Below are 19,737 nucleotides of genomic sequence, written 5' to 3'. Positions count from 1 at the left end.
AGCAGTATTATTTTTTATCAATAACGGTGACCGTTACATCAATAACGCCGACTTTAGGGTCGGCTATTTTTTCAAACATCGCCTTAGATAAATCAATAATTCGCCCCCGGATATAAGGGCCTCTGTCGTTAATTTTCACCACCACTGACTTATTATTAGCAATATTAGTAACGTTTACTCGTGTACCAAACGGGAGTTTTAAATGAGCAGCTGTTGCCGCTTGTTGGCTAAAGCGCTCGCCACTGGCAGTAGTTCGGCCGTGGTATTTGTCGGCATAAAATGATGCTTTACCTCGTTCTGAGATATCACTTTGTTGACTATTTATCTTGTTTGGCGCAGTACTGCAGGCGGTCAAAATAACCGATAGTACTGAAATAAATACTAATTTCGTCTGTTTCATTTTTTATACTTTATAGGAAAATGTGCAGGGAGTGTAATGGGACAAGGCTGAGTAGAGACTGAATTATTAATCAACTAATAAAAAACCACCTTGATTGCTCAAAGGTGGTTTTTTATATCTATTAAAATGCTCTGTATTAACGCACGATACCGCGTTCTGAGCTTTTAACGAAATCAATCATCAATTGCACTGCTGGATATTTTTCAGCGTCTTCAGCAAGTGACTCAATCGCTTCATCAACACCTAAGCTCTTGCGGTAAAACGCTTTGTACGCGCGGCGTACTGCCATAATTTCATCACTTTCAAAACCACGGCGTTTCATGCCTTCAGTATTGATTGCTGCAGGGCCTGCTGGCATACCAATGGTGGTAACGAATGGAGGCACGTCTTTGTTTACCCCCGAATACATACCAACAAATGCATGCGCACCAATTTTACAAAATTGATGCACACCGGAGTTACCCGCTAAAATCACCCAGTCGCCAACATGAACATGGCCGGCTACACTGGCATTATTTGCAAAAATAACGTTATCGCCAACAACAGCATCATGCGCAACATGAGTGTAAGCCATAAATAGGTTATTGCTGCCTATTTTAGTAACGCCTTCATCTTGAATTGTGCCGCGGTGGATAGTTGCACATTCACGAATAACATTATTGTCGCCAATAATTAAGCTGGTTGGCTCGTTGTTGTATTTTTTGTCTTGGCAGGCTTCGCCCACAGAAGCAAACTGAAAAATATGGTTACCAGAGCCAATAGTAGAAGGCCCTTTAACAACAACGTGAGACTCAATAATACAGTCATCACCAATAACAACATCATTACCGATGTAACTGTATGGTCCAACTGACACATTGTTACCAAGTTTTGCACCCGGTTCGATTATTGCCGTAGCATGGATCACAATTAAAACTCTCTTCTAGCACACATGATTTCGGCGCTACACACTGTTTTGCCGTCAACTTTAGCTTCAGCCGCAAATTTCCATATGTTACGACGCTCTTTTAAAAACTTAACATGAAGATGCATAGTATCACCTGGCACAACCGGCTGCTTAAAACGAGCATTGTCTACAGCTGCAAATAGGTAAAGTTCGTTTTCGCTACGATTTTCAACCGTTTTAAACCCTAATAGACCCGTTGCTTGCGCCATTGACTCTAATATTAGCACACCAGGAAAAATCGGCTGATTTGGGAAATGGCCAGTGAAAATAGGTTCATTAATCGATACATTTTTAATTGCATGCAACGATTCACCTGGAGTGAAATCGATTACACGATCAATTAGTAGCATCGGGTAACGGTGCGGTAATAAACTTAAAATTTCTTGAATATCAAGGCTATTTAATTCGTTTGCCAAAATAGCATCCTTTTTAGTGTTCAACGATCATGACTTATTCAATGCTTCAAGCGCTTTTAGACGTGATTTCATGTCTGAAAGGTTGCGCAAATGAGCAATTGATTTTCGCCATTCTTTGTTAGTCGTATGAGGCATACCAGATGAGTAAATACCTGGTTCGGTGATTGATTTGGTCACCATACTCATGCCGGTAATTATAACACCATCACACACAGACATGTGACCGTTAATTGCGCTCATGCCGCCAATCTGGCAATTTTTACCTATGGTGACACTGCCTGCAAGTACAGTACAACCGGCAATAGCCGTGCCTGATTGAACTTCAACGTTGTGTGCTATCTGACATTGGTTATCAATAATAACGTTACTATGAATAATAGTATCATCGAGTGCACCACGATCTATGGTGGTACTTGCACCGATTTCTACTTTATCGCCAATGATCACAGAGCCTAGTTGTGGAATTTTAAGCCACTCACCACGTTCATTTGCATAACCAAAACCATCACTACCAATAACAGTGTTTGCTTGCAATAAACAGTCTGCGCCAATCTCAACATCATGATAAATGCTCACACTTGGCCAAAGTTTGGTGCCTGAACCTATTTTAGCACGTTCACCAATAAAACTGTTCGGACCAATTTGTGCGTTATCACCAATTACAGCATCAGCTTCAACTACAACATTAGCACCAATGGCTGCACTTTTGCTCACTTGTGCAGTAGCATGTATAACCGCACTTGGATGCACACCGTGAGATGCGCTACGCGGGGTAGTATCCATTAATTGAGCTAACTTGGCGTAACTAACATAGGGATTAGTAACAATGATTTTATTGCCTGAAAAATAAGGTGCATCGTCAGGGCTCAGTATCACCGCACTGGCTTGTGTTGTCTCAAGTTGAGAGCGATATTTCTTGTTCGCTAAAAATGCAATATGCCCAGTATGGGCATTTGCAAGTGTCGCTATTTTTTTAATTTCTAAAGCGCCATCACCTTGAAGCTCGGCGCTTAGAAGTTCCGCAATTTGCGAAAGCGTATAATTTTGCATAGATTAATTATTTCTTACTTACAGCTGTTACAACTTTTTCAGAAAGATCAGTTACTTCTTTAGGGTTAAAGTAAATAGTTGTGTCTTTTACTTTAACTTCGTCGAAGTCGCCATCTTTGGCAATTTCTTCAATAGTTTTAATAATTAAAGTCTGAACTTTAGCCAGCTCTTGATTTTGACGTGCTTTAATTTCCTGCTCTAATGGACGACCCTTTTCAGCAAGATTTTTTTGCATACCCTGAATTTTATCACGTAATGCGTCTTTTTGGTCTTGACTCATTGTGGTGCTTTCACGCTTAAACTTTTCTGCTTCAAAACGAATATCGCCTTGTAACTTTTCAAGCTCTTGGCGACGCTCAGCAAATTCAGTTTGTAAAGACTGCTCAATTTTGGCCATTTGTGGAAGCTGCTTGTAAATTTCTTGCATATCTACAATACCCACTTTATGAGCAAAAGCATTAACTGATGTTCCCATCATAAGTGTAGCTAAAATCGCAACTGCTGTTGATTTGAATAATTTTTTCATAAAAAACTCCTTTAGAAAGTGTTACTAATATTAAAACTGATGGTCTTGGTATCGTCATCTTCTTCTTTTTGCAACGGATACGCAAAGCTGATCAGCATAGGACCCATAGGTGAGATCCATTGTAATGATAAACCGGTTGCAACCCTAAAGCGCATTGGGTCTGAGTAGTCATCTAATTTTGCACGCTCATCGACACCTAAGTTTTGATAACGATCAACGTTAAACTCGGTATCCCAGACGTTAGCTGCATCAACAAAGAAACTAGTACGTACTGAACTGGTATTTTCTTCATCTAAGAACGGTGTAGGAACAATAAGCTCCATACCTGCAACGGCTTTCGCATTACCACCGATACGGCCTTGTGGTATTAGCACATCAAACTCTGAGGCACCGCCTATATTGCCTGTGGTTGTACCATCGCCCGATGGCGTGCCTGGTATAGATTGCGGTGCTCTTGCTACCGCACGCGGTAAGATAGTGTTTCTATCAAAGCCGCGTAATTCCATTTCTGTAATACGGAAGTACTCTTGGAATGGTAAAGTTTGCTCATACCCGTTGGTAGAACCATAACCATTACCATAACCTAATGCCGCACGGGTTGAGAACACCCAACGGTGATCGTTTGAAATCGGCCAGTAAAAACGTGAATCGTAATTTAATTTAAAGTATTTTAAATCTGAATTAGGCGTTGTGGCTGTCAGGTTTAATGTTTGTCTTGAGCCTGCCGTTGGGAATAAACCACGGTTAACCGTTACACGCGACCAACCTACACTTAACTCATATTTAGTAAACTCAAAGCCCGCATCAGGATTCTCTGGATCTAAGAAGGTTTCACGTAGTACGCGAGTTTGCTCATATTCAGCAATATCAGATAGCTCTTCTTCTATCCAACGAGCCCCAAAGTTAACACGATTTATAGCATCAATTGGAAAACCAATATTAGTGCCTAAGCCGTAACTTTTTGACTTATAGTCAATCAAGCTAAACTGGCTAGCATCGTAGTTACTATAAAAGATGCTGCTGCCTTGCGATACACCATCTGGCGTAAAGTAAGGGTCTGTGTACGACACACTAACACGCTCAGAACCACGCGAGGTATTAATGTTAAAACCAATTTGATTACCTGTACCTAAAAAGTTAGATTCGGTCACACCGATATTAAATTGCAGACCTAAGTACGAACCATAAGCAAGGCCGGCATTAAAGCTACCCGCTGACTGCTCTTTAACAGTAAAGTCAACATCAACTTGATCATCCACACCAGGGACAGGCACTACATTAAAGTCAACCGTTTCCATATAAGGTAAGCGTTGAATTTGTAACTTAGAACGCTCTAAATTTTGATTAGATAGCCATGCACCTTCAAGCTGTGTCATTTCACGACGTAGAACTTCGTCGGCTGTATTTTGGTTACCACCAACAATAATTCGACGCACATAAACACGTTTACCCGGGTCAACCGATAAAGTCAGTTGTACTTCTTGGTTTTCGTCATCAATTTCTGGAATGGTGCGTACTTCAGCATTGGCATAACCAAAACGAGCTAAGTAGCTTTTTATAAACTCTTCTGAAGAAGTCACCACAGAGCCGTTGTAAAGCTCGCCGGTGCGAAGCGGGATAACACTTTTGATTAGCTCTTCTCGACCGAGTAAATCACCGATGAAATCAAAGCCTTTTACTTTGTATTTAACGCCTTCGGTAATATTGGCCGTTACATAAACCGATTCACGTTCAGGACTAACTGATACTTGCGTTGAATCAATATTAAAACGCAAATAACCACGGTCTAAATAAAAACTACGAATTTTTTCTAAATCACCTTCAATAGTTTGCTTTTGATAGCGATCGCTACCCATAAACTGCCACCAAGGTAAATCTTGTTGCGACTCAGCAAGCTGTAGTAGCTCTTCGTTTGAAAAAAGCTCATTACCTACTAAGTTGATTTGACGAATAGAGGCTGCATCGCCCTCATCAAACTCGAGTCTCAATTTAACTCGGTTACGTGGCAGTTTAGTGACGCTTATGTCTACTTTTGCATTGTATTTACCAATGCTGTGGAAAAACTCAACTAAGCCTTTTTCAATGTTATCGATAACCGTTTTATCCAGCGGCTCGCCTTGGCGAATATCTTGTTGATCAAGCGACTGGTTTAACTGCTCATCTTTTATGTCTTTATTGCCTTCAAATTCAATAAAGCTAATTGTTGGGCGTTCTGTTACTTTAAAAATAACGTTATTGCCATCACGCAACGCTTTTATATTGTCAAAGTGACCTGAGCGATAAAGTGACTTAATTGTTTTTGAAATTGTGTATTCATCAACATTGTCGCCCACGTTAATAGGAATATGCGTTAATGCAGCACCAAGTGCGACACGTTGCAGTCCTTCAACTTTTAAATCTTCAACAATAAAGGAGTTTTGGCCTAGGGCTGCAAAACTTGCACCCAATAAACTTGAAACTACCAAATGTTTTTTTATAGCCATTTTATTATCTTTATCCTTTACAACTGTATTACCGCTTAGCATCGTAAACTAAATAGTTACGAGCTTTACAATCGTGTTCTAATTTGTCGTTACCACGCTTAAACAACTACAAGCGCGATACATCATTGAACAAAGCGAAACATGTTAGAAAAATGAGTAGCAAGGCTCCCACTTTAAAACCAAACTCTTGTGTCTTTTCAGAGACCGGCTTTTTACGAAAAAGTTCAATTATGTAATACATTAAGTGCCCACCATCAAGCACTGGCAGAGGAAGTAAATTAAATACTCCCAAATTAACGCTGATCAAAGCTAAAAAGCTTAAAAATGCGACTAATCCGTAACTAACACTTGTGCCTGCGCCGACTGCAATGCCGACGGGCCCACTTAAATTTTTCACTGACACTTGACCAGTAATTAAGTTACCTATCATGTCGAAACTCAGCGTAATTAAACGCCATGTTTCTTTTGTGCCCAGCACAATACTATCTAGTGGCCCATAATGTCTAGTCTCAACAAAATCATCAGGCCACTGCTCTACAACCGGAGCAACCCCTAAAAAGCCTTGTTCAACACCATTACTGACTACGCGACTCTTCGGAGTGACTGTTATTATTTTTATACTATCTTGTCTTTTTACACTAAATTGTAAGGATTTGTTAGCCGATTGCGTAATAAGATTAACTAATTGCTGCCAACTGCTCATTGTTTCGCCGTTTACAGCTAAAATAACGTCGCTAACCTGTAAATTTGCCTGTTCGGCAGCAGAGTCTTTAGTAATCGCCGCGATTGTAAGTGTCGCTTGAGGGCGAAACGGCACAATCCCCAACGAACTTAATGGCGGTACATCTTGCTGATCAAGCTTCCAACCATCCAAATTGAGAGTTTGCGTTGTTTGTTGATAATTTTCGTTGCGTAAAGTAACAGCAACACTTTTATCACCTAAGTGCGACATCAAAGAAAAAGTCGCATCTTGCCAATTAGCAATGTCGTCATCACCAATTTTAATTATTTGCTGAGTAGGTATAATGCCCGCTTGCTCTGCTCGGCTGCCTTCAACCACATTGCCTACAACCGGTTTTATAGTTTGTACACCCACCATATACATCACAGCTAGAGCAAAAATAGCGAATAAAAAGTTCGCCATGGGCCCAGCTGCCACAATGGCTATTCGCGCTTGAACAGATTTAGCATTAAACGATAAATGACGCTGATTGGCTGGTACTTCATCAACACGCTCATCTAACATTTTTACGTAACCACCGAGTGGGATTGCTGCAATTACATACTCAGTATTGTACTTGTCGTGCCATTTTAATAAGGGTTTACCAAAACCAATTGAAAAGCGCAGTACTTTAACGCCCGCCTTACGTGCCACCCAAAAATGACCATATTCGTGAACGGTCACTAAAATACCGAGCGCGAGTATAAACGAACCTAAATTCCAAAAAAAATCGAACATTTTAATGCACCACTTTTGTTATAAACTGCGTCGCGCTCATGCGTGCCAAACGATCACACTCTAAAATTTCATCAAGCGTTTGCACATTGGTAAACTTTGCAGCCTCTAACGTTTGCGCATTCACTTTATAAATATCAGTAAAACTAATTTGACCTTGTAAAAATGCATTTACAGCCATTTCATTGGCCGCATTTACCGTCGTGGTTGCACCCTGCCCTGCATCACAGGCGGCAATGGCCAGTTTTAAATTAGGGTAACGCGAGAAATCAGGTTTGGTGAACGAAAAATCACAAATATCAGAAAAGTTTAGCGGGTTAACTCCCGCATCAATTCGCTGTGGAAAAGCAAGTGCATGCGCTATTGGGGTGCGCATATCGGGGTTTCCCATTTGCGCTAAAATAGAGCCATCTTGGTATTGCACCATAGAATGGATAATACTTTGTGGATGAATCACCACATCAATATCGCTGGCATCACAGTTAAATAACCATTTAGCCTCAATAAACTCTAAACCTTTGTTCATCATCGTGGCTGAATCTACCGATATTTTTTGTCCCATTGACCAATTAGGGTGAGCAACGGCTTCACTGACGCTAACACTAGCAAGCGTATTAATGTCACGGTTTAAAAACGGCCCTCCAGAGCCAGTTAATAAAATTTTACTAACACCATGCTGCTCAAGCCGTGCTTGTCCTTGGGTGTTTTGTAACGCACTAGGTAAACACTGAAAAATAGCATTATGTTCGCTGTCGATGGGTAATAAAGTTGCTTGGTGTTGTTTCACTTTATCAATAAACAACTGACCCGACATCACCAATGACTCTTTGTTTGCCAGCAGCACTTTTTTACCCGCTTCGACTGCGCTCAAAGTGGGTAGTAATCCAGCCGCACCAACAATTGCTGACATCACAGTATCAACATCAACATGCGCACAAAGCTCACTCATAGCTTTCTCGCCATGCATTACTTGTGTTTTACTCATGCCTTTTAAAAGTTCACAAAGCTGCTTAGCGGCTTGCTCTGAAGCCATAACAGCATAACGAGGTTGATGAGCAAGACACAACTCAGCCATTTTTTTTGCATTTTGCCCAGCGGCTAATGCGAACACCTTGAACTGCTGTTGATTTCTTGCAACAACATCTAACGTGCTAAGACCTATCGACCCCGTCGCACCCAAAATAACCAGTTGTTGCACTGCACTCATAAACTCAGTGTCCAGGCAAAGCAAATAACAAACATCGGCGCTGCTGCAGTTAAGCTATCAATACGGTCTAAAATACCGCCATGCCCAGGTAGGCAACTGCCGCTATCTTTAAGACCCGCTTCGCGCTTAAACATACTCTCTAGTAAATCACCTACCGCAGAGAATAAAGCAATAAATGCCGTCATTACTGCATAAATAGGCCATACAGAAGTATCAACGTTGGTGTAATAACAAAAAGCCAATACAAATAACACCGCAGCAACCACGCCACCAGCGAGGCCTTCTATGGTTTTATTTGGACTAACTTTAGGCATTAACTTATGTTTACCGAAACTTTTACCGGTAAAGTAAGCGCCAATATCGGCACTCCATACAATACCTAGCACCACTAAAATCAGCATAGAACCATAGTGTGTTGATTCTGTATATTGCGCACTACGCAGTGTATTAAGCGCAAGCCATAATGGAACCAATGTCAGTAAACCTGCAATACCGCGCATCACCAGTCCTTCATTCCAGCCTTTAGCCATCGCGGGATAACGCCACACTAAATAACTTGCAACTAGCCACCATGAAAACGATAAGGTAAATAGGTAATTAGCATCGCCAACAAGCTGGCCATCTTGCCATAGGGTTTCTATAGGCCAATGTAAATTAAGTAAACCAAGTAATACAGCCACTAATAATACAAACGCACCGCGTTTTAGTTTATCGCATAGTCCCATAAAAGCAGACCATTCCCACGCGCCCATTAATACAATAGCACCCGCAAAATAACTAAATAACGTTAGTGGGGTGTAAAAAACCAAAGCCAGTGCTAATGGCGCTAGCACTAGTGAGGTTAAAATACGTTGTTTTAACAAAATGATGACCCTTAATCTATTTTAGGTTTGAGCGAGTAATTGTTTTATTTGTTCGCCCGTGCAACCAAAACGTCGCTCTCTGGCAACGTAACATGCAATGGCCTCTGCAAAAGCAGCTTCGTTAAAGTCAGGCCAAAGTGTATTGGTAAAATAAAGTTCAGCGTAGGCTGCCTGCCAAAGTAAAAAATTACTAATTCTGACATCGCCACCAGTACGGATCAGTAAATCTGGCTGAGCCTGATCTGCCATACTCATGTGCTGTGCAATATGTTCTTCTGTAATGTCTGCGGGATCAATTTCCCCATTTGCTACTTGTAAAGCAACCTGCTTAGCAGCATGGGTCATATCCCAACGACCACCGTAATTTGCCGCTACATTTAAATGCAGGCCGGTGTTATTCGCTGTTAGTTCTTGCGCAGTATGTACTTTAGCGCGCAAGCTTTCAGAGAATCGAGATAAATCTCCAATGATGGTTAGTTTTACGTTATTTTTATGCAGCTTTTTAACTTCTTTACTTAGTACAAATAAAAAAAGCTCCATTAATGTATTTACTTCGTCTTCAGGGCGGCGCCAGTTTTCACTACTAAAAGCAAATAAGGTTAACGATTGTATCCCTAATTTAGTACAAAACTGCACAGATTGACGAACTGCATCCACGCCTTTTTTATGCCCATATACACGAGGCCTATTTCTAGCTTGTGCCCAACGCCCGTTCCCATCCATGATGATAGCAACATGTTTAGGCAAACATTGCTGTGAAATTGTATCAGCGTCTAGAACCATAAATTTTGTGTATTCCATAAAAAAACGCCGCCTAGTATACCCCAGACGGCGTTTCAAAACTAATAAATTTAACCTGTACCCGTGATAATAAATCTACTTTAAGCAGATAAATATACAGCCAACAACCTTGTATTTACTGACAATCGAGCCACTAGCAAAGAGTAAACATATTCTGTTACCCTTTAAAATCACACAATTATAGTAAACTGCGAAGACTGATAAACAGCAACTTAATTATTTAATTAAAGCTGTTTACTTGGGTCTAGAACAGTTATTAGATTTCCATCAACTCAGCTTCTTTTGCCGTTAGTTGCGTATCCATTTCTTTAATAAACTTATCAGTGATTTTTTGAATTGCATCTTCAGCTTGACGAGCTTCGTCTTCAGAGATGTCTTTATCTTTTAATAAGTTTTTAATATCGCCATTTGCATCACGACGAATATTACGAATAGCAACACGGCCGCCTTCTACTTCACCACGTACGATTTTAATTAAATCTTTACGACGTTCTTCAGTCAATGGAGGAAGTGGTACACGAATTACCGTACCTGCAGACATTGGGTTTAAACCAAGGTCAGAAGCCATAATCGCTTTTTCAACCGCTTGCGCTAAAGATTTATCAAATACACCAATAGCCAGTGTACGTGAATCTTCAATTGTTACATTTGCAACTTGATTTAAAGGCGTTGGTGCGCCGTAGTACGACACCATGATGCCGTCTAAAATTGCAGGATGAGCACGGCCAGTACGAATTTTAGATAATTGACTACCAAGTGCTGCTACACTTTTTTGCATGCGCGCTTGCGCATCTTTTTGAATATCGTTAATCACGGTTTAATCCTAATCTATTTACTTACTTCATCTGAGGCTTGTGAAGAAATAAGAGTTCCTTCTTCTTCACCCATTATTACGCGTTTTAATGCGCCTGATTTATTCATATTAAATACGCTCAATGGCATATTATGGTCGCGAGCAAGAGTAAATGCCGCTAAATCCATTACTTTTAATTCTTTATCAATAATTTCATTGTAGCTTAAGTGACGGTAAAGTGTCGCTTCAGGGTTTTTAACCGGATCATCACTAAATACACCGTCCACTTTAGTCGCTTTGATTACCGTATCAGCTTCAATCTCAATGCCACGTAAACACGCTGCAGAGTCAGTAGTGAAGAACGGGTTACCCGTACCAGCGGCAAAAATAACAACGCGACCTGTTTTCAACAAGCTAATTGCTTCAGCCCAGTTATACGCATCACACACACCATTTAATGGGATAGCTGACATTAAGCGACAATTTACAAACGCACGGTGCAACGCATCACGCATAGCTAGGCCGTTCATTACGGTTGCAAGCATCCCCATATGGTCACCAACAACACGATTCATGCCCGCTTCGGCTAATGAGCCACCGCGTAAAAAGTTGCCGCCACCAATAACTAAACCCACTTCTACGTCGAGTTCTACGAGCTCTTTAATTTCTTGTGCCATACGATCTAAAACTTTTGGGTCGATGCCGAAGCCTTCGTCTCCCATTAAAGCTTCACCACTTAATTTGAGAAGAACACGTCTAAAAATAGGTTTGCGATTGATAGTCATAGTTTTGGGGCCAACTTTTATTGAATTATGGATAAAAAATAACCGCGCTTATGTTAAACATAAAAGCGCGGTTATTTTAAAGAATTTCTAAGCGTGACGCAAAAGCAAATAGTACTTTAATTGCATGTATTTTCCTTTTGCATCACAAATAGTATGTCTTACTGACCTTTAGCAGCTGCAATTTGAGCAGCAACTTCAGCAGCAAAATCTTCTTCTTTCTTCTCGATACCTGCACCAACTTCCATACGTACAAAGCCAGTAACTGTTGCGTTTTTCTCTTTAAGAATTTCGCCAACAGATTTTTTCGGTTCCATGATGAAAGCTTGACCAGTAAGAGAAACCTCACCAGTAAATTTCTTCATACGACCAACAACCATCTTCTCAGCGATTTCAGCAGGCTTGCCTTCATTCATCGCAATATCGATTTGTACTTGCTTTTCTTTTTCAACAACATCAGCAGGTACGTCATCTGGCGTTAGGTAATCTGGGTTTGAAGCAGCAACGTGCATTGCAACGTGCTTAAGTGTTTCTTCATCAGCAACACCAGCAACAACAACACCAATACGCTCGCCGTGACGGTACTCAACTAGTTGTTCACCAGTGATGTACTGAAGACGACGTACATTGATGTTTTCACCAATTTTAGTTACTAGCTCAACACGGTCTTCTTCGAACTTAGCTTGTAAGTCTTCGATAGATGTAGTGTCAGCGATAGCAGCATCTGCAACTTTGTTAGCAAATGCTAGGAAGCTTGCATCTTTAGCAACGAAGTCAGTTTGACAGTTAACTTCTACAAGTACTGCAACACCCGCGTTTTGCTTGATGATAATAGTACCTTCAGCAGCGATGTTACCTGCTTTCTTAGCAGCCTTTGCAGCACCGCTCTTACGCATGTTTTCAATCGCTAACTCGATGTCACCATCAGTTTCAGTTAACGCTTTTTTACAATCCATCATGCCAGCGCCAGTACGCTCGCGTAATTCTTTAACTAGGGCAGTAGTTACAGCCATTAGTAAATCCTCAAATCTGAAATCAGGTTTAGATAAGCGGGTTACCCGCTCCACAAGAATAGCAAGTCTTCACCTTTAAAAGATGAAGACTTGATGACAGCTAATTACTCAGCTTCTACGAAGTCATCTTTTTCAGCTTGAGCAACGATGTTACTCTCACGGCCTTCAGTGATCGCAGCTGCAACAGCACTAGTGTAAAGGTTGATTGCACGGATAGCATCATCGTTACCAGGTACGATGTAATCAACACCGTCTGGGTTAGAGTTAGTATCAACGATTGCAACAACTGGGATACCTAGGTTGTTAGCTTCACGGATAGCAATGTGCTCGTGGTCAGCATCGATTACAAAGATAGCGTCTGGAAGGCCACCCATGTTTTTAATACCACCAAGGCTCTTTTCAAGCTTTTCCATTTCACGAGTAAGCATTAACGCTTCTTTCTTAGTTAACTTCTCGAAAGTTCCGTCTTGGCTTTGAGCTTCAAGGTCTTTAAGACGCTTGATTGATTGACGAACTGTTTTCCAGTTAGTCAACATGCCGCCTAACCAACGGTGGTTAACGAAGAATTGATCGCTTTGTAAAGCAGCTTCTTTCACTGCTTCGCTTGCTGCGCGCTTAGTACCAACGAAAAGAACTTTACCTTTGTTTGCAGCAGCACCAGATAAAAACTTAAGTGCAGTGTTGAACATTGGTACAGTTTGCTCAAGGTTGATGATATGTACACGGTTACGTGCGCCGAAGATGAAAGGCTTCATCTTAGGGTTCCAGTAACGTGCTTGGTGACCGAAGTGAACACCAGCTTGAAGCATATCGCGCATTGAAACGTTTGCCATTTTGTAAATCCTCTAAGTTGTTTAGGGTTAGGCCTCCACATATCCCATAGCACCAACACCGCAGTTAAATGAAACTGAAATGCACCCAAGTGTATGTGACGATACGTGTGTGTGTTAAAATAAAATTGTGTTTGCCTTAAATACAAAAAATCATTTAAGAATTTATTTGTAAAAAGACGGCGCGCTTTATACCATATTAAAAATAAATACTCAACGTCTCGTGCAAAAATTGTGCGACGATAATCATCTAAAAACGCAACTTTGGAGCCTCAATGAGCGCTGTGATTAAGACCCCTGAAGAAATCGAGAAAATGCGTGTAGCCGGCCGTTTGGCTGCTGATGTGCTAGAAATGATCGAACCACATGTGGTACCAGGTATCACCACCGATGAGCTAAATACAATTTGTCATGATTATATTGTTAATGTGCAAGATGCCGTTCCTGCTCCTCTTAATTATCATGGTTTTCCAAAATCAATTTGTACCTCAGTAAACCATGTAATTTGTCACGGTATTCCGAACGACAAAGCATTAAAAGAGGGGGACAGTGTAAATATTGACATCACCGTTATCAAAGATGGTTACCACGGTGACACATCAAAGATGTTTCATGTAGGCACGCCTAATATTCAGGGTAAACGCCTTGCAGAAGTTACTCAAGAAAGTCTATACCTTGCCATTAAAATGGTAAAACCGGGTGTTCGCCTTGGTGATATTGGTGCAGCTATTCAAAAATATGCAGAGAGCTTTAACTACTCTATCGTCCGTGAATACTGCGGCCACGGCATCGGTAGCGAGTTCCATGAAGAACCACAGGTAATGCATTACGGTAAAGCAGGTACTGGCGAAACATTAAAAGCAGGTATGTGTTTAACCATCGAACCTATGGTAAATGCGGGCAAACGCCAATGTAAATTACTTAAAGACGACTGGACTGTGGTAACAAAAGACCGTAGTTTATCAGCTCAATGGGAACACACCTTACTTGTAACTGAAAATGGTGTTGAAATTTTAACACTACGATCAGATGATACAATCGATAGAATTATCGAGCACTAATTAAGTGCGCACTTAATCGCGGTAGTAACAGGCTTTGCCTGTATATCGCTTAAGTGGTTTGCTGTAAGGGGCTAACATAACTTATTGCCCTTACAGCAAATATATTATAAAAATAAATCTCAAACTTATAATGCAGTCCATATATAGGAGCCAGCCTAAGTGGCATTACCTAACAAAGTAAAAAAGTTGCTCAATGATGCTGAGCAATTAAGCGATTACCGCGATTGCTCCGCCTATTTCTATAAATGGTTGCATAATGAATTCTCAAAACAACCGGTTGGTAAATTAATTAATGCCCGTGCAGAATTTATTGACCGGCTGCTAATCAAACTTTTTCAGGTTTATGATTTAGCTCACGAACCAGATCTCGCTTTGATAGCAGTAGGTGGTTATGGTCGTGGTGAGCTGCATCCCTACTCTGACATTGACTTTTTATTGCTCGTTACAAAACAACCTAATGATGATATTTGCGAAAAAATCGGCCAATTTGTCACTATGTTGTGGGATCTTAATCTCGAGATAGGCCATAGTGTTCGTACTATTGAACAAGCCATAGATCAAAAACGTGAAGACGTTACCTTTGCCACCAGCTTATTAGAAAGCCGCCTTATTTTTGGCAATCATATTGAGTTTGAAAAACTCAAAAACCATATTATTGAAACACCAGTATGGGGCTCAGGTGAATTTTTTGTCGCAAAAGTACAAGAACAGAACCTGCGCCACAGAAAATGTCACGGTACAGCCTACAATCTAGAGCCGAATATAAAAGAAAACCCTGGGGGTCTGCGCGACCTGCAAACCATTATTTGGGTCGCTAAAAAGCACTTCAGAGCCGAAACGTTGCAAGAGCTAATTAGCCACGGCTACCTGACCCATGAGGAATATCAAGAGCTGTTAGAGTGTCTTGAAAATTTATGGAACATCCGCTTTGCACTGCATTTAGCCGCAGGACGTTCAGAAAATCGCTTATTGTTTGATCACCAACCCCAAGCTGCCGAAATATTGGGTTTTGGTAGTGATGGCAAAGCCTCGGTTGAACGCATGATGAAGCGTTTATTCAGAATCATGAGCCGAGTACGTGAGCTTAACCAAATGTTGCTTTCGTACTTTGAGCAAAGTATTTCGCCAGACAGCAGCCAAGCGACCGTTGAAGAACTCGATCGCAACTTTGAGCGCGTTGGCCATCAAATTCGGGTTAAAAGTCCGTCAGTATTCTTTAGGCGCGACCAACTTTTTGTGTTGTTTGAGCATATTGCTGACCACCCAGAAATTACCCATATATACCCAAGCACTATTCGCACTATTCGTCAGGTTCGCCGTCGTTTATTAGGCGATCTACAAGACTACGCGGCCTGCCGAGAAGCTTTTTTACGCATTATAAAGCATCCTAATGGTATGGGGCGTGCTTTTACGCTGATGCACAAACATGGCATGATTGCCGCCTATTTGCCGCAGTGGCGAAATATCTTTGGGCAAATGCAATTTGATTTATTTCACGCCTACACAGTTGATGAACATACCCACAAGCTAATCAATAATATTTATCAGTATTTTGATAAAACAGGGATTAGCGAATTCCCAATTTGCAGCGAAATTGTCACGCGCATGGATAAACCTGAGCTGCTGTATTTAGCCGGTATTTTCCACGATATTGCTAAGGGCCGTGGTGGCGATCACTCTGAACTGGGCGCTGTTGATGCCATTGCCTTTTCTAAATTGCATGGCTTTGCATCATCCGATGGTAAGTTAATTTCTTGGCTTGTTGGCAACCACTTGCTTATGTCGGTAACGGCGCAGCGTAAAGACATAAACGACCCAGATGTAATAAAAGATTTTGCATCGCGCGTAAAAACAGAGCGCCAGCTCGATTATCTCTATTGTTTAACGGTCGCCGATATACGTGCCACCAATGACAACTTGTGGAATGACTGGAAAAACACGCTACTACGTGAACTTTACTTGCATACACAACGTGCTTTGCGCCTTGGGCTTGAAAACCCAATGGATCAACGCGACCAAATTCGAGATAAAAAGCATCAAGCGAAGCAGCGCTTGATTAATATGCATTACCATGAAGATCAAATTGACTTAATTTGGAGTCGCTTTAAGGCTAATTACTTTACCGCCTTTAGTGAACAACAAATTTCGTGGCATACAGAGCACTTGCTCAAATGCACCGACTTGAGTCTACCCAGTGTTATTGTCTCTAATAGGGCAATGCATGGCGGTACTCAAGTATTTGCTTACAGTCCTTACTCAGGTGCGTTATTCGCTCGATTAGTCAGTGTTATTGGCTCTAAAAAAGCACAAATTCAACATGCCCAAGTACTCACCACCAAAGATGGCTACGTACTATTTAACTTCGTTATTTTAGAAGTTAATGGCGACCCAATTGCCAGTAGCCGTGCACAATCTATTAAACGCGGATTAGAGCAAGCATTGAATGACCCGCGTAAAAAAATACGCTTCAAAAAGAGCCGTTCACAACGTTTTAAAGATTTTAATATTAAGCCTAAAATTGTACTACGCCCGCACCCTCGTAAGGATCGTAGTTTAATAGAAATTCAAGCGGTTGATATACCTGGACTATTAACTAAAATAGCCGAGGTTTTTCAAGCTTACTTACTCCACATACATGCCGCACGCATTACCACGGTAGGCGAGCGCGCAGAAGATTTCTTTGTGGTATCTAATAACGAATATCAAGCGCTGACTGATGAAGAGCAAGCAAAAATTCATCAGGCATTACGTAAAAAACTCAACGCCGAAATTGAATAAGAGGACACTATGTCAGATTTAAAAACCATGATTGAAAATGCGTGGGATAACCGCGACAGTATTAGCCCAGCAACCGTATCAAGCGATGTTAAACAAGCAATTATTGATGCACTTGAGCTACTAGATAGTGGCGCAGCGCGTGTTGCAGAAAAAATTTCTGGCGAATGGGTTGTTCATCAATGGCTTAAAAAAGCCGTGCTACTTTCATTTAGAATTCGTGAAAACCAGCCAATGAATGATGGCGTAAATCAATTTTACGACAAAGTACCGCTTAAATTTAGCGACTACACACCAGAACAGTTTCAACAAGGCGGCATGCGCGTAGTACCAAACGCCGTAGCCCGTAAAGGCAGCTTTGTAGGGAAAAATGTTGTGCTAATGCCATCGTATGTAAACATTGGCGCCTACGTTGATGAAGGCACTATGGTTGATACATGGGCCACGGTGGGCTCATGTGCTCAAATTGGTAAGAATGTACACTTATCAGGCGGTGTGGGCATAGGTGGCGTTTTAGAGCCGTTACAAGCAAATCCTACCATCATTGAAGACAACTGTTTTATTGGCGCTCGTTCAGAAATTGTTGAAGGGGTTATTGTTGAAGAAGGTGCGGTTATTTCAATGGGTGTTTACATTAGCCAAAGTACCCGTATTTACGACCGTGAAACCGGTGAAATTCATTATGGTCGCGTACCAGCCGGTGCCGTTGTGGTTCCGGGTGCACTGCCTTCAAAAGATGGCACGCATAGTTTGTACGCTGCGATTATTGTGAAAAAAGTTGATCAACAAACCCGTGAAAAAGTAGGTATTAACGCCCTGCTTCGCTCAATTGATGATTAAAGAGCAGTTTTTAGCTGTAAGCACTGAATAAGTTGATGTTAAACGTAGGTTAGGTTGAGTAAAACGAAATCCAACGATACATTAAAGTTAAGTGTATTCGCTAGAATTAATTATATGTAGAAAAAGCCCTGAGCTTATATAGGTTTAGGGCTTTTTTAGTGATTTTATAATACCTTTCCTCAACACTTGTACCTTTTAATGGCGTTGCTTTGTTAGATACCTCCATCTATAGTGAATAGCTGAATGATTCGATTGTTGGGGATAAGTTGTTGCGCCTTTTCGTTATAGGTTGGTTGGTGTTAGTAGGTTCAACGCAGGCTATGGCTAATGATTTTACAACGTTTGAAGCTAAACTTAACGAAGCCGAAGATTATCTTGTTGTTAATCCTGCACAATCAATAATTATTCTTGAGAACCTCAAAGAGCTAGATACGGCTCCTGCTGCGTTATTTATTCGTTGGCATTTGCTTTATGCCCGCACAGCCGTCCCCACCAGCCATTACGATCGGCTTTATAAATCGATTGACGCTATATTTCAGCATCATCAAACTGACTATTTCAAGCAAAAATTAACCCCCATTATGAGTGCCTTGGGCATATGGCTGCGCCATGCTGAATATTTAGACGATGCCCAGCTCTCATTTAAATGTGCTTATAAATATGCGCACAGCGATCGCCAACGACTCACCCTTACTAACAGTATGGCGCTGGTTGCTCGCTCGCAAAATGACTTTGCAAAAGCTCGCGCCTTATATACCGATAGCCTTGAGCTCACCACACAATTAAAGCTTCCTAATGTAACAGCACTTATAAAAAGTAATTTAGGCTACTTAGCGCTTGATGAAGGCAATGTTACTGACGCTGAACGCTATTTTAGAAGTGCATTAAGCCTTAATCAAAATCTTGATAAACGTGCAGGACAGATTTCGACTGGGCTGAATTTATTAATGATCTTTTTAATTCAAGAACATCAGCTTAACTATGAACGCCTCTACACTCCAACGGCAACGTTAACTCATGCATTCCCCAACGAGGCTAAACAAGCACAGCTACTTTGGCTTGAACTAGGCTACAAAAACTTAACTGGTGAGTTTATAAGTCAAAAAGATAAACATCAGCTGCAAGCAGCATATGAGCAATTAGAAAGCGATAAAATGAAACAGCTAGTAGCACATTATCTGGCTAAAAAGCTTGATGTTACTTTAACCCTTCTCCACCCCATTACAGCTAAAGAGTTCACTAGCCCTTGGTTTAGTCTAGTAAAGCAATGTAATTGGGAGAAAAGTTTATAGCTTAAATTCATAAGCGTTCAGCAGAGCTAAGTTAAACACCGATGAAATCAATACAAAGCTGCTCGTCACGGACTCTAAATTAAAAAGGTATGGTTATCAATTTGCTCACTCTTATCGTTAACTTATATTCACTCTGTTACCAATAATATTGGTATATAAAACAAGCAACTGAATTAGCCAATAAACGAAATATATAATAAGGT

18 protein-coding genes are annotated in these 19,737 nt (G+C 41.0%); 4 read left to right on the top strand and 14 right to left on the bottom strand.

Annotated features, from left to right (window positions below):
• Window positions 1–7: 7 nt before the first annotated feature.
• The 14 genes from BW139_RS07335 to rpsB all read right to left on the bottom strand — a co-directional run bounded on the left by BW139_RS07335 (window position 8) and on the right by rpsB (window position 13,569).
• The gene (locus tag BW139_RS07335; protein WP_076919223.1) at window positions 8–400 is read right to left on the bottom strand and encodes a septal ring lytic transglycosylase RlpA family protein; all 393 of its coding nucleotides are present in this window, start codon (window positions 398–400) and stop codon (window positions 8–10) included.
• Window positions 401–536: 136 nt separating this feature from the next.
• Window positions 537–1,307 (bottom strand): acyl-ACP--UDP-N-acetylglucosamine O-acyltransferase, encoded by a 771-nt coding sequence (lpxA, locus tag BW139_RS07330; RefSeq protein WP_076919222.1) that lies wholly within the window; start codon window positions 1,305–1,307, stop codon window positions 537–539.
• Window positions 1,308–1,309: 2 nt separating this feature from the next.
• The gene (fabZ, locus tag BW139_RS07325; RefSeq protein WP_008110974.1) at window positions 1,310–1,762 is read right to left on the bottom strand and encodes a 3-hydroxyacyl-ACP dehydratase FabZ; all 453 of its coding nucleotides are present in this window, start codon (window positions 1,760–1,762) and stop codon (window positions 1,310–1,312) included.
• A 27-nt stretch (window positions 1,763–1,789) separates the two neighbouring features.
• Window positions 1,790–2,812, bottom strand: a complete 1,023-nt coding sequence (gene lpxD, locus BW139_RS07320; RefSeq protein ID WP_008110976.1) for a UDP-3-O-(3-hydroxymyristoyl)glucosamine N-acyltransferase — start codon at window positions 2,810–2,812, stop codon at window positions 1,790–1,792.
• 7 nt (window positions 2,813–2,819) lie between these two features.
• Window positions 2,820–3,338, bottom strand: a complete 519-nt coding sequence (locus BW139_RS07315) for an OmpH family outer membrane protein (protein ID WP_076919221.1) — start codon at window positions 3,336–3,338, stop codon at window positions 2,820–2,822.
• A gap of 11 nt (window positions 3,339–3,349) precedes the next feature.
• The gene (bamA, locus tag BW139_RS07310) at window positions 3,350–5,821 is read right to left on the bottom strand and encodes an outer membrane protein assembly factor BamA (protein WP_076919271.1); all 2,472 of its coding nucleotides are present in this window, start codon (window positions 5,819–5,821) and stop codon (window positions 3,350–3,352) included.
• Window positions 5,822–5,927: 106 nt separating this feature from the next.
• Window positions 5,928–7,280: a sigma E protease regulator RseP gene (gene rseP, locus BW139_RS07305; RefSeq protein ID WP_076919220.1), complete on the bottom strand. Its 1,353-nt coding sequence runs from the start codon at window positions 7,278–7,280 to the stop codon at window positions 5,928–5,930.
• A gap of 1 nt (window position 7,281) precedes the next feature.
• The gene (gene ispC / locus BW139_RS07300) at window positions 7,282–8,484 is read right to left on the bottom strand and encodes a 1-deoxy-D-xylulose-5-phosphate reductoisomerase (RefSeq protein WP_076919219.1); all 1,203 of its coding nucleotides are present in this window, start codon (window positions 8,482–8,484) and stop codon (window positions 7,282–7,284) included.
• Complete coding sequence (locus BW139_RS07295; RefSeq protein WP_008110985.1) at window positions 8,481–9,347, bottom strand: phosphatidate cytidylyltransferase; 867 nt, start codon at window positions 9,345–9,347, stop codon at window positions 8,481–8,483. The genes ispC and BW139_RS07295 overlap by 4 nt, the downstream gene beginning before the upstream one ends.
• 21 nt (window positions 9,348–9,368) lie before the next feature.
• Complete coding sequence (locus BW139_RS07290) at window positions 9,369–10,148, bottom strand: isoprenyl transferase (RefSeq protein ID WP_008110986.1); 780 nt, start codon at window positions 10,146–10,148, stop codon at window positions 9,369–9,371.
• A gap of 256 nt (window positions 10,149–10,404) precedes the next feature.
• A complete protein-coding gene (gene frr / locus BW139_RS07285; protein WP_013465428.1) occupies window positions 10,405–10,926 on the bottom strand; it encodes a ribosome recycling factor in 522 nt (173 codons plus the stop codon).
• 50 nt (window positions 10,927–10,976) lie between these two features.
• On the bottom strand, window positions 10,977–11,726 hold the full coding sequence (gene pyrH, locus BW139_RS07280) for a UMP kinase (protein WP_036934046.1): 750 nt from the start codon (window positions 11,724–11,726) through the stop codon (window positions 10,977–10,979).
• Window positions 11,727–11,884: 158 nt separating this feature from the next.
• Complete coding sequence (tsf, locus tag BW139_RS07275) at window positions 11,885–12,736, bottom strand: translation elongation factor Ts (protein WP_010388114.1); 852 nt, start codon at window positions 12,734–12,736, stop codon at window positions 11,885–11,887.
• Between the two features lie 104 nt (window positions 12,737–12,840).
• A complete protein-coding gene (rpsB, locus tag BW139_RS07270; protein ID WP_008110990.1) occupies window positions 12,841–13,569 on the bottom strand; it encodes a 30S ribosomal protein S2 in 729 nt (242 codons plus the stop codon).
• A 272-nt stretch (window positions 13,570–13,841) separates the two neighbouring features.
• Here rpsB and map point away from each other — a divergent pair, with 272 nt between their 5' ends.
• From map to BW139_RS07250, 4 genes are all read left to right on the top strand, one after another.
• A complete protein-coding gene (gene map, locus BW139_RS07265) occupies window positions 13,842–14,627 on the top strand; it encodes a type I methionyl aminopeptidase (protein WP_010388111.1) in 786 nt (261 codons plus the stop codon).
• A gap of 159 nt (window positions 14,628–14,786) precedes the next feature.
• On the top strand, window positions 14,787–17,405 hold the full coding sequence (gene glnD / locus BW139_RS07260) for a [protein-PII] uridylyltransferase (protein WP_076919218.1): 2,619 nt from the start codon (window positions 14,787–14,789) through the stop codon (window positions 17,403–17,405).
• 9 nt (window positions 17,406–17,414) lie between these two features.
• Window positions 17,415–18,242: a 2,3,4,5-tetrahydropyridine-2,6-dicarboxylate N-succinyltransferase gene (dapD, locus tag BW139_RS07255; RefSeq protein WP_008110994.1), complete on the top strand. Its 828-nt coding sequence runs from the start codon at window positions 17,415–17,417 to the stop codon at window positions 18,240–18,242.
• A gap of 296 nt (window positions 18,243–18,538) precedes the next feature.
• Window positions 18,539–19,534, top strand: a complete 996-nt coding sequence (locus tag BW139_RS07250; RefSeq protein WP_407070240.1) for a tetratricopeptide repeat protein — start codon at window positions 18,539–18,541, stop codon at window positions 19,532–19,534.
• The last annotated feature ends 203 nt before the right edge of the window (window positions 19,535–19,737 follow it).

It is taken from the genome of Pseudoalteromonas sp. SK18 (genome assembly GCF_001974855.1).
Lineage (GTDB): Bacteria > Pseudomonadota > Gammaproteobacteria > Enterobacterales > Alteromonadaceae > Pseudoalteromonas.
The sequence above is the reverse complement of the archived record's forward strand: the minus strand, read 5'-3'. Positions and strand labels throughout refer to the sequence as shown.

Bases quoted from the DNA above. Each gene is read 5' to 3' on its own strand.
- ispC (WP_076919219.1), bottom strand. From the start codon at position 8,484: ATGAGTGCAGTGCAACAACTGGTTATTTTGGGTGCGACGGGGTCGATA.
- frr (WP_013465428.1), bottom strand. From the start codon at position 10,926: ATGCAAAAAAGTGTAGCAGCACTTGGTAGTCAATTATCTAAAATTCGT.
- pyrH (WP_036934046.1), bottom strand. From the start codon at position 11,726: ATGACTATCAATCGCAAACCTATTTTTAGACGTGTTCTTCTCAAATTA.
- BW139_RS07290 (WP_008110986.1), bottom strand. From the start codon at position 10,148: ATGGAATACACAAAATTTATGGTTCTAGACGCTGATACAATTTCACAG.
- rpsB (WP_008110990.1), bottom strand. From the start codon at position 13,569: ATGGCAAACGTTTCAATGCGCGATATGCTTCAAGCTGGTGTTCACTTC.
- rseP (WP_076919220.1), bottom strand. From the start codon at position 7,280: ATGTTCGATTTTTTTTGGAATTTAGGTTCGTTTATACTCGCGCTCGGT.
- dapD (WP_008110994.1), top strand. From the start codon at position 17,415: ATGTCAGATTTAAAAACCATGATTGAAAATGCGTGGGATAACCGCGAC.
- tsf (WP_010388114.1), bottom strand. From the start codon at position 12,736: ATGGCTGTAACTACTGCCCTAGTTAAAGAATTACGCGAGCGTACTGGC.
- lpxD (WP_008110976.1), bottom strand. From the start codon at position 2,812: ATGCAAAATTATACGCTTTCGCAAATTGCGGAACTTCTAAGCGCCGAG.
- bamA (WP_076919271.1), bottom strand. From the start codon at position 5,821: ATGGCTATAAAAAAACATTTGGTAGTTTCAAGTTTATTGGGTGCAAGT.
- map (WP_010388111.1), top strand. From the start codon at position 13,842: ATGAGCGCTGTGATTAAGACCCCTGAAGAAATCGAGAAAATGCGTGTA.
- BW139_RS07335 (WP_076919223.1), bottom strand. From the start codon at position 400: ATGAAACAGACGAAATTAGTATTTATTTCAGTACTATCGGTTATTTTG.
- BW139_RS07315 (WP_076919221.1), bottom strand. From the start codon at position 3,338: ATGAAAAAATTATTCAAATCAACAGCAGTTGCGATTTTAGCTACACTT.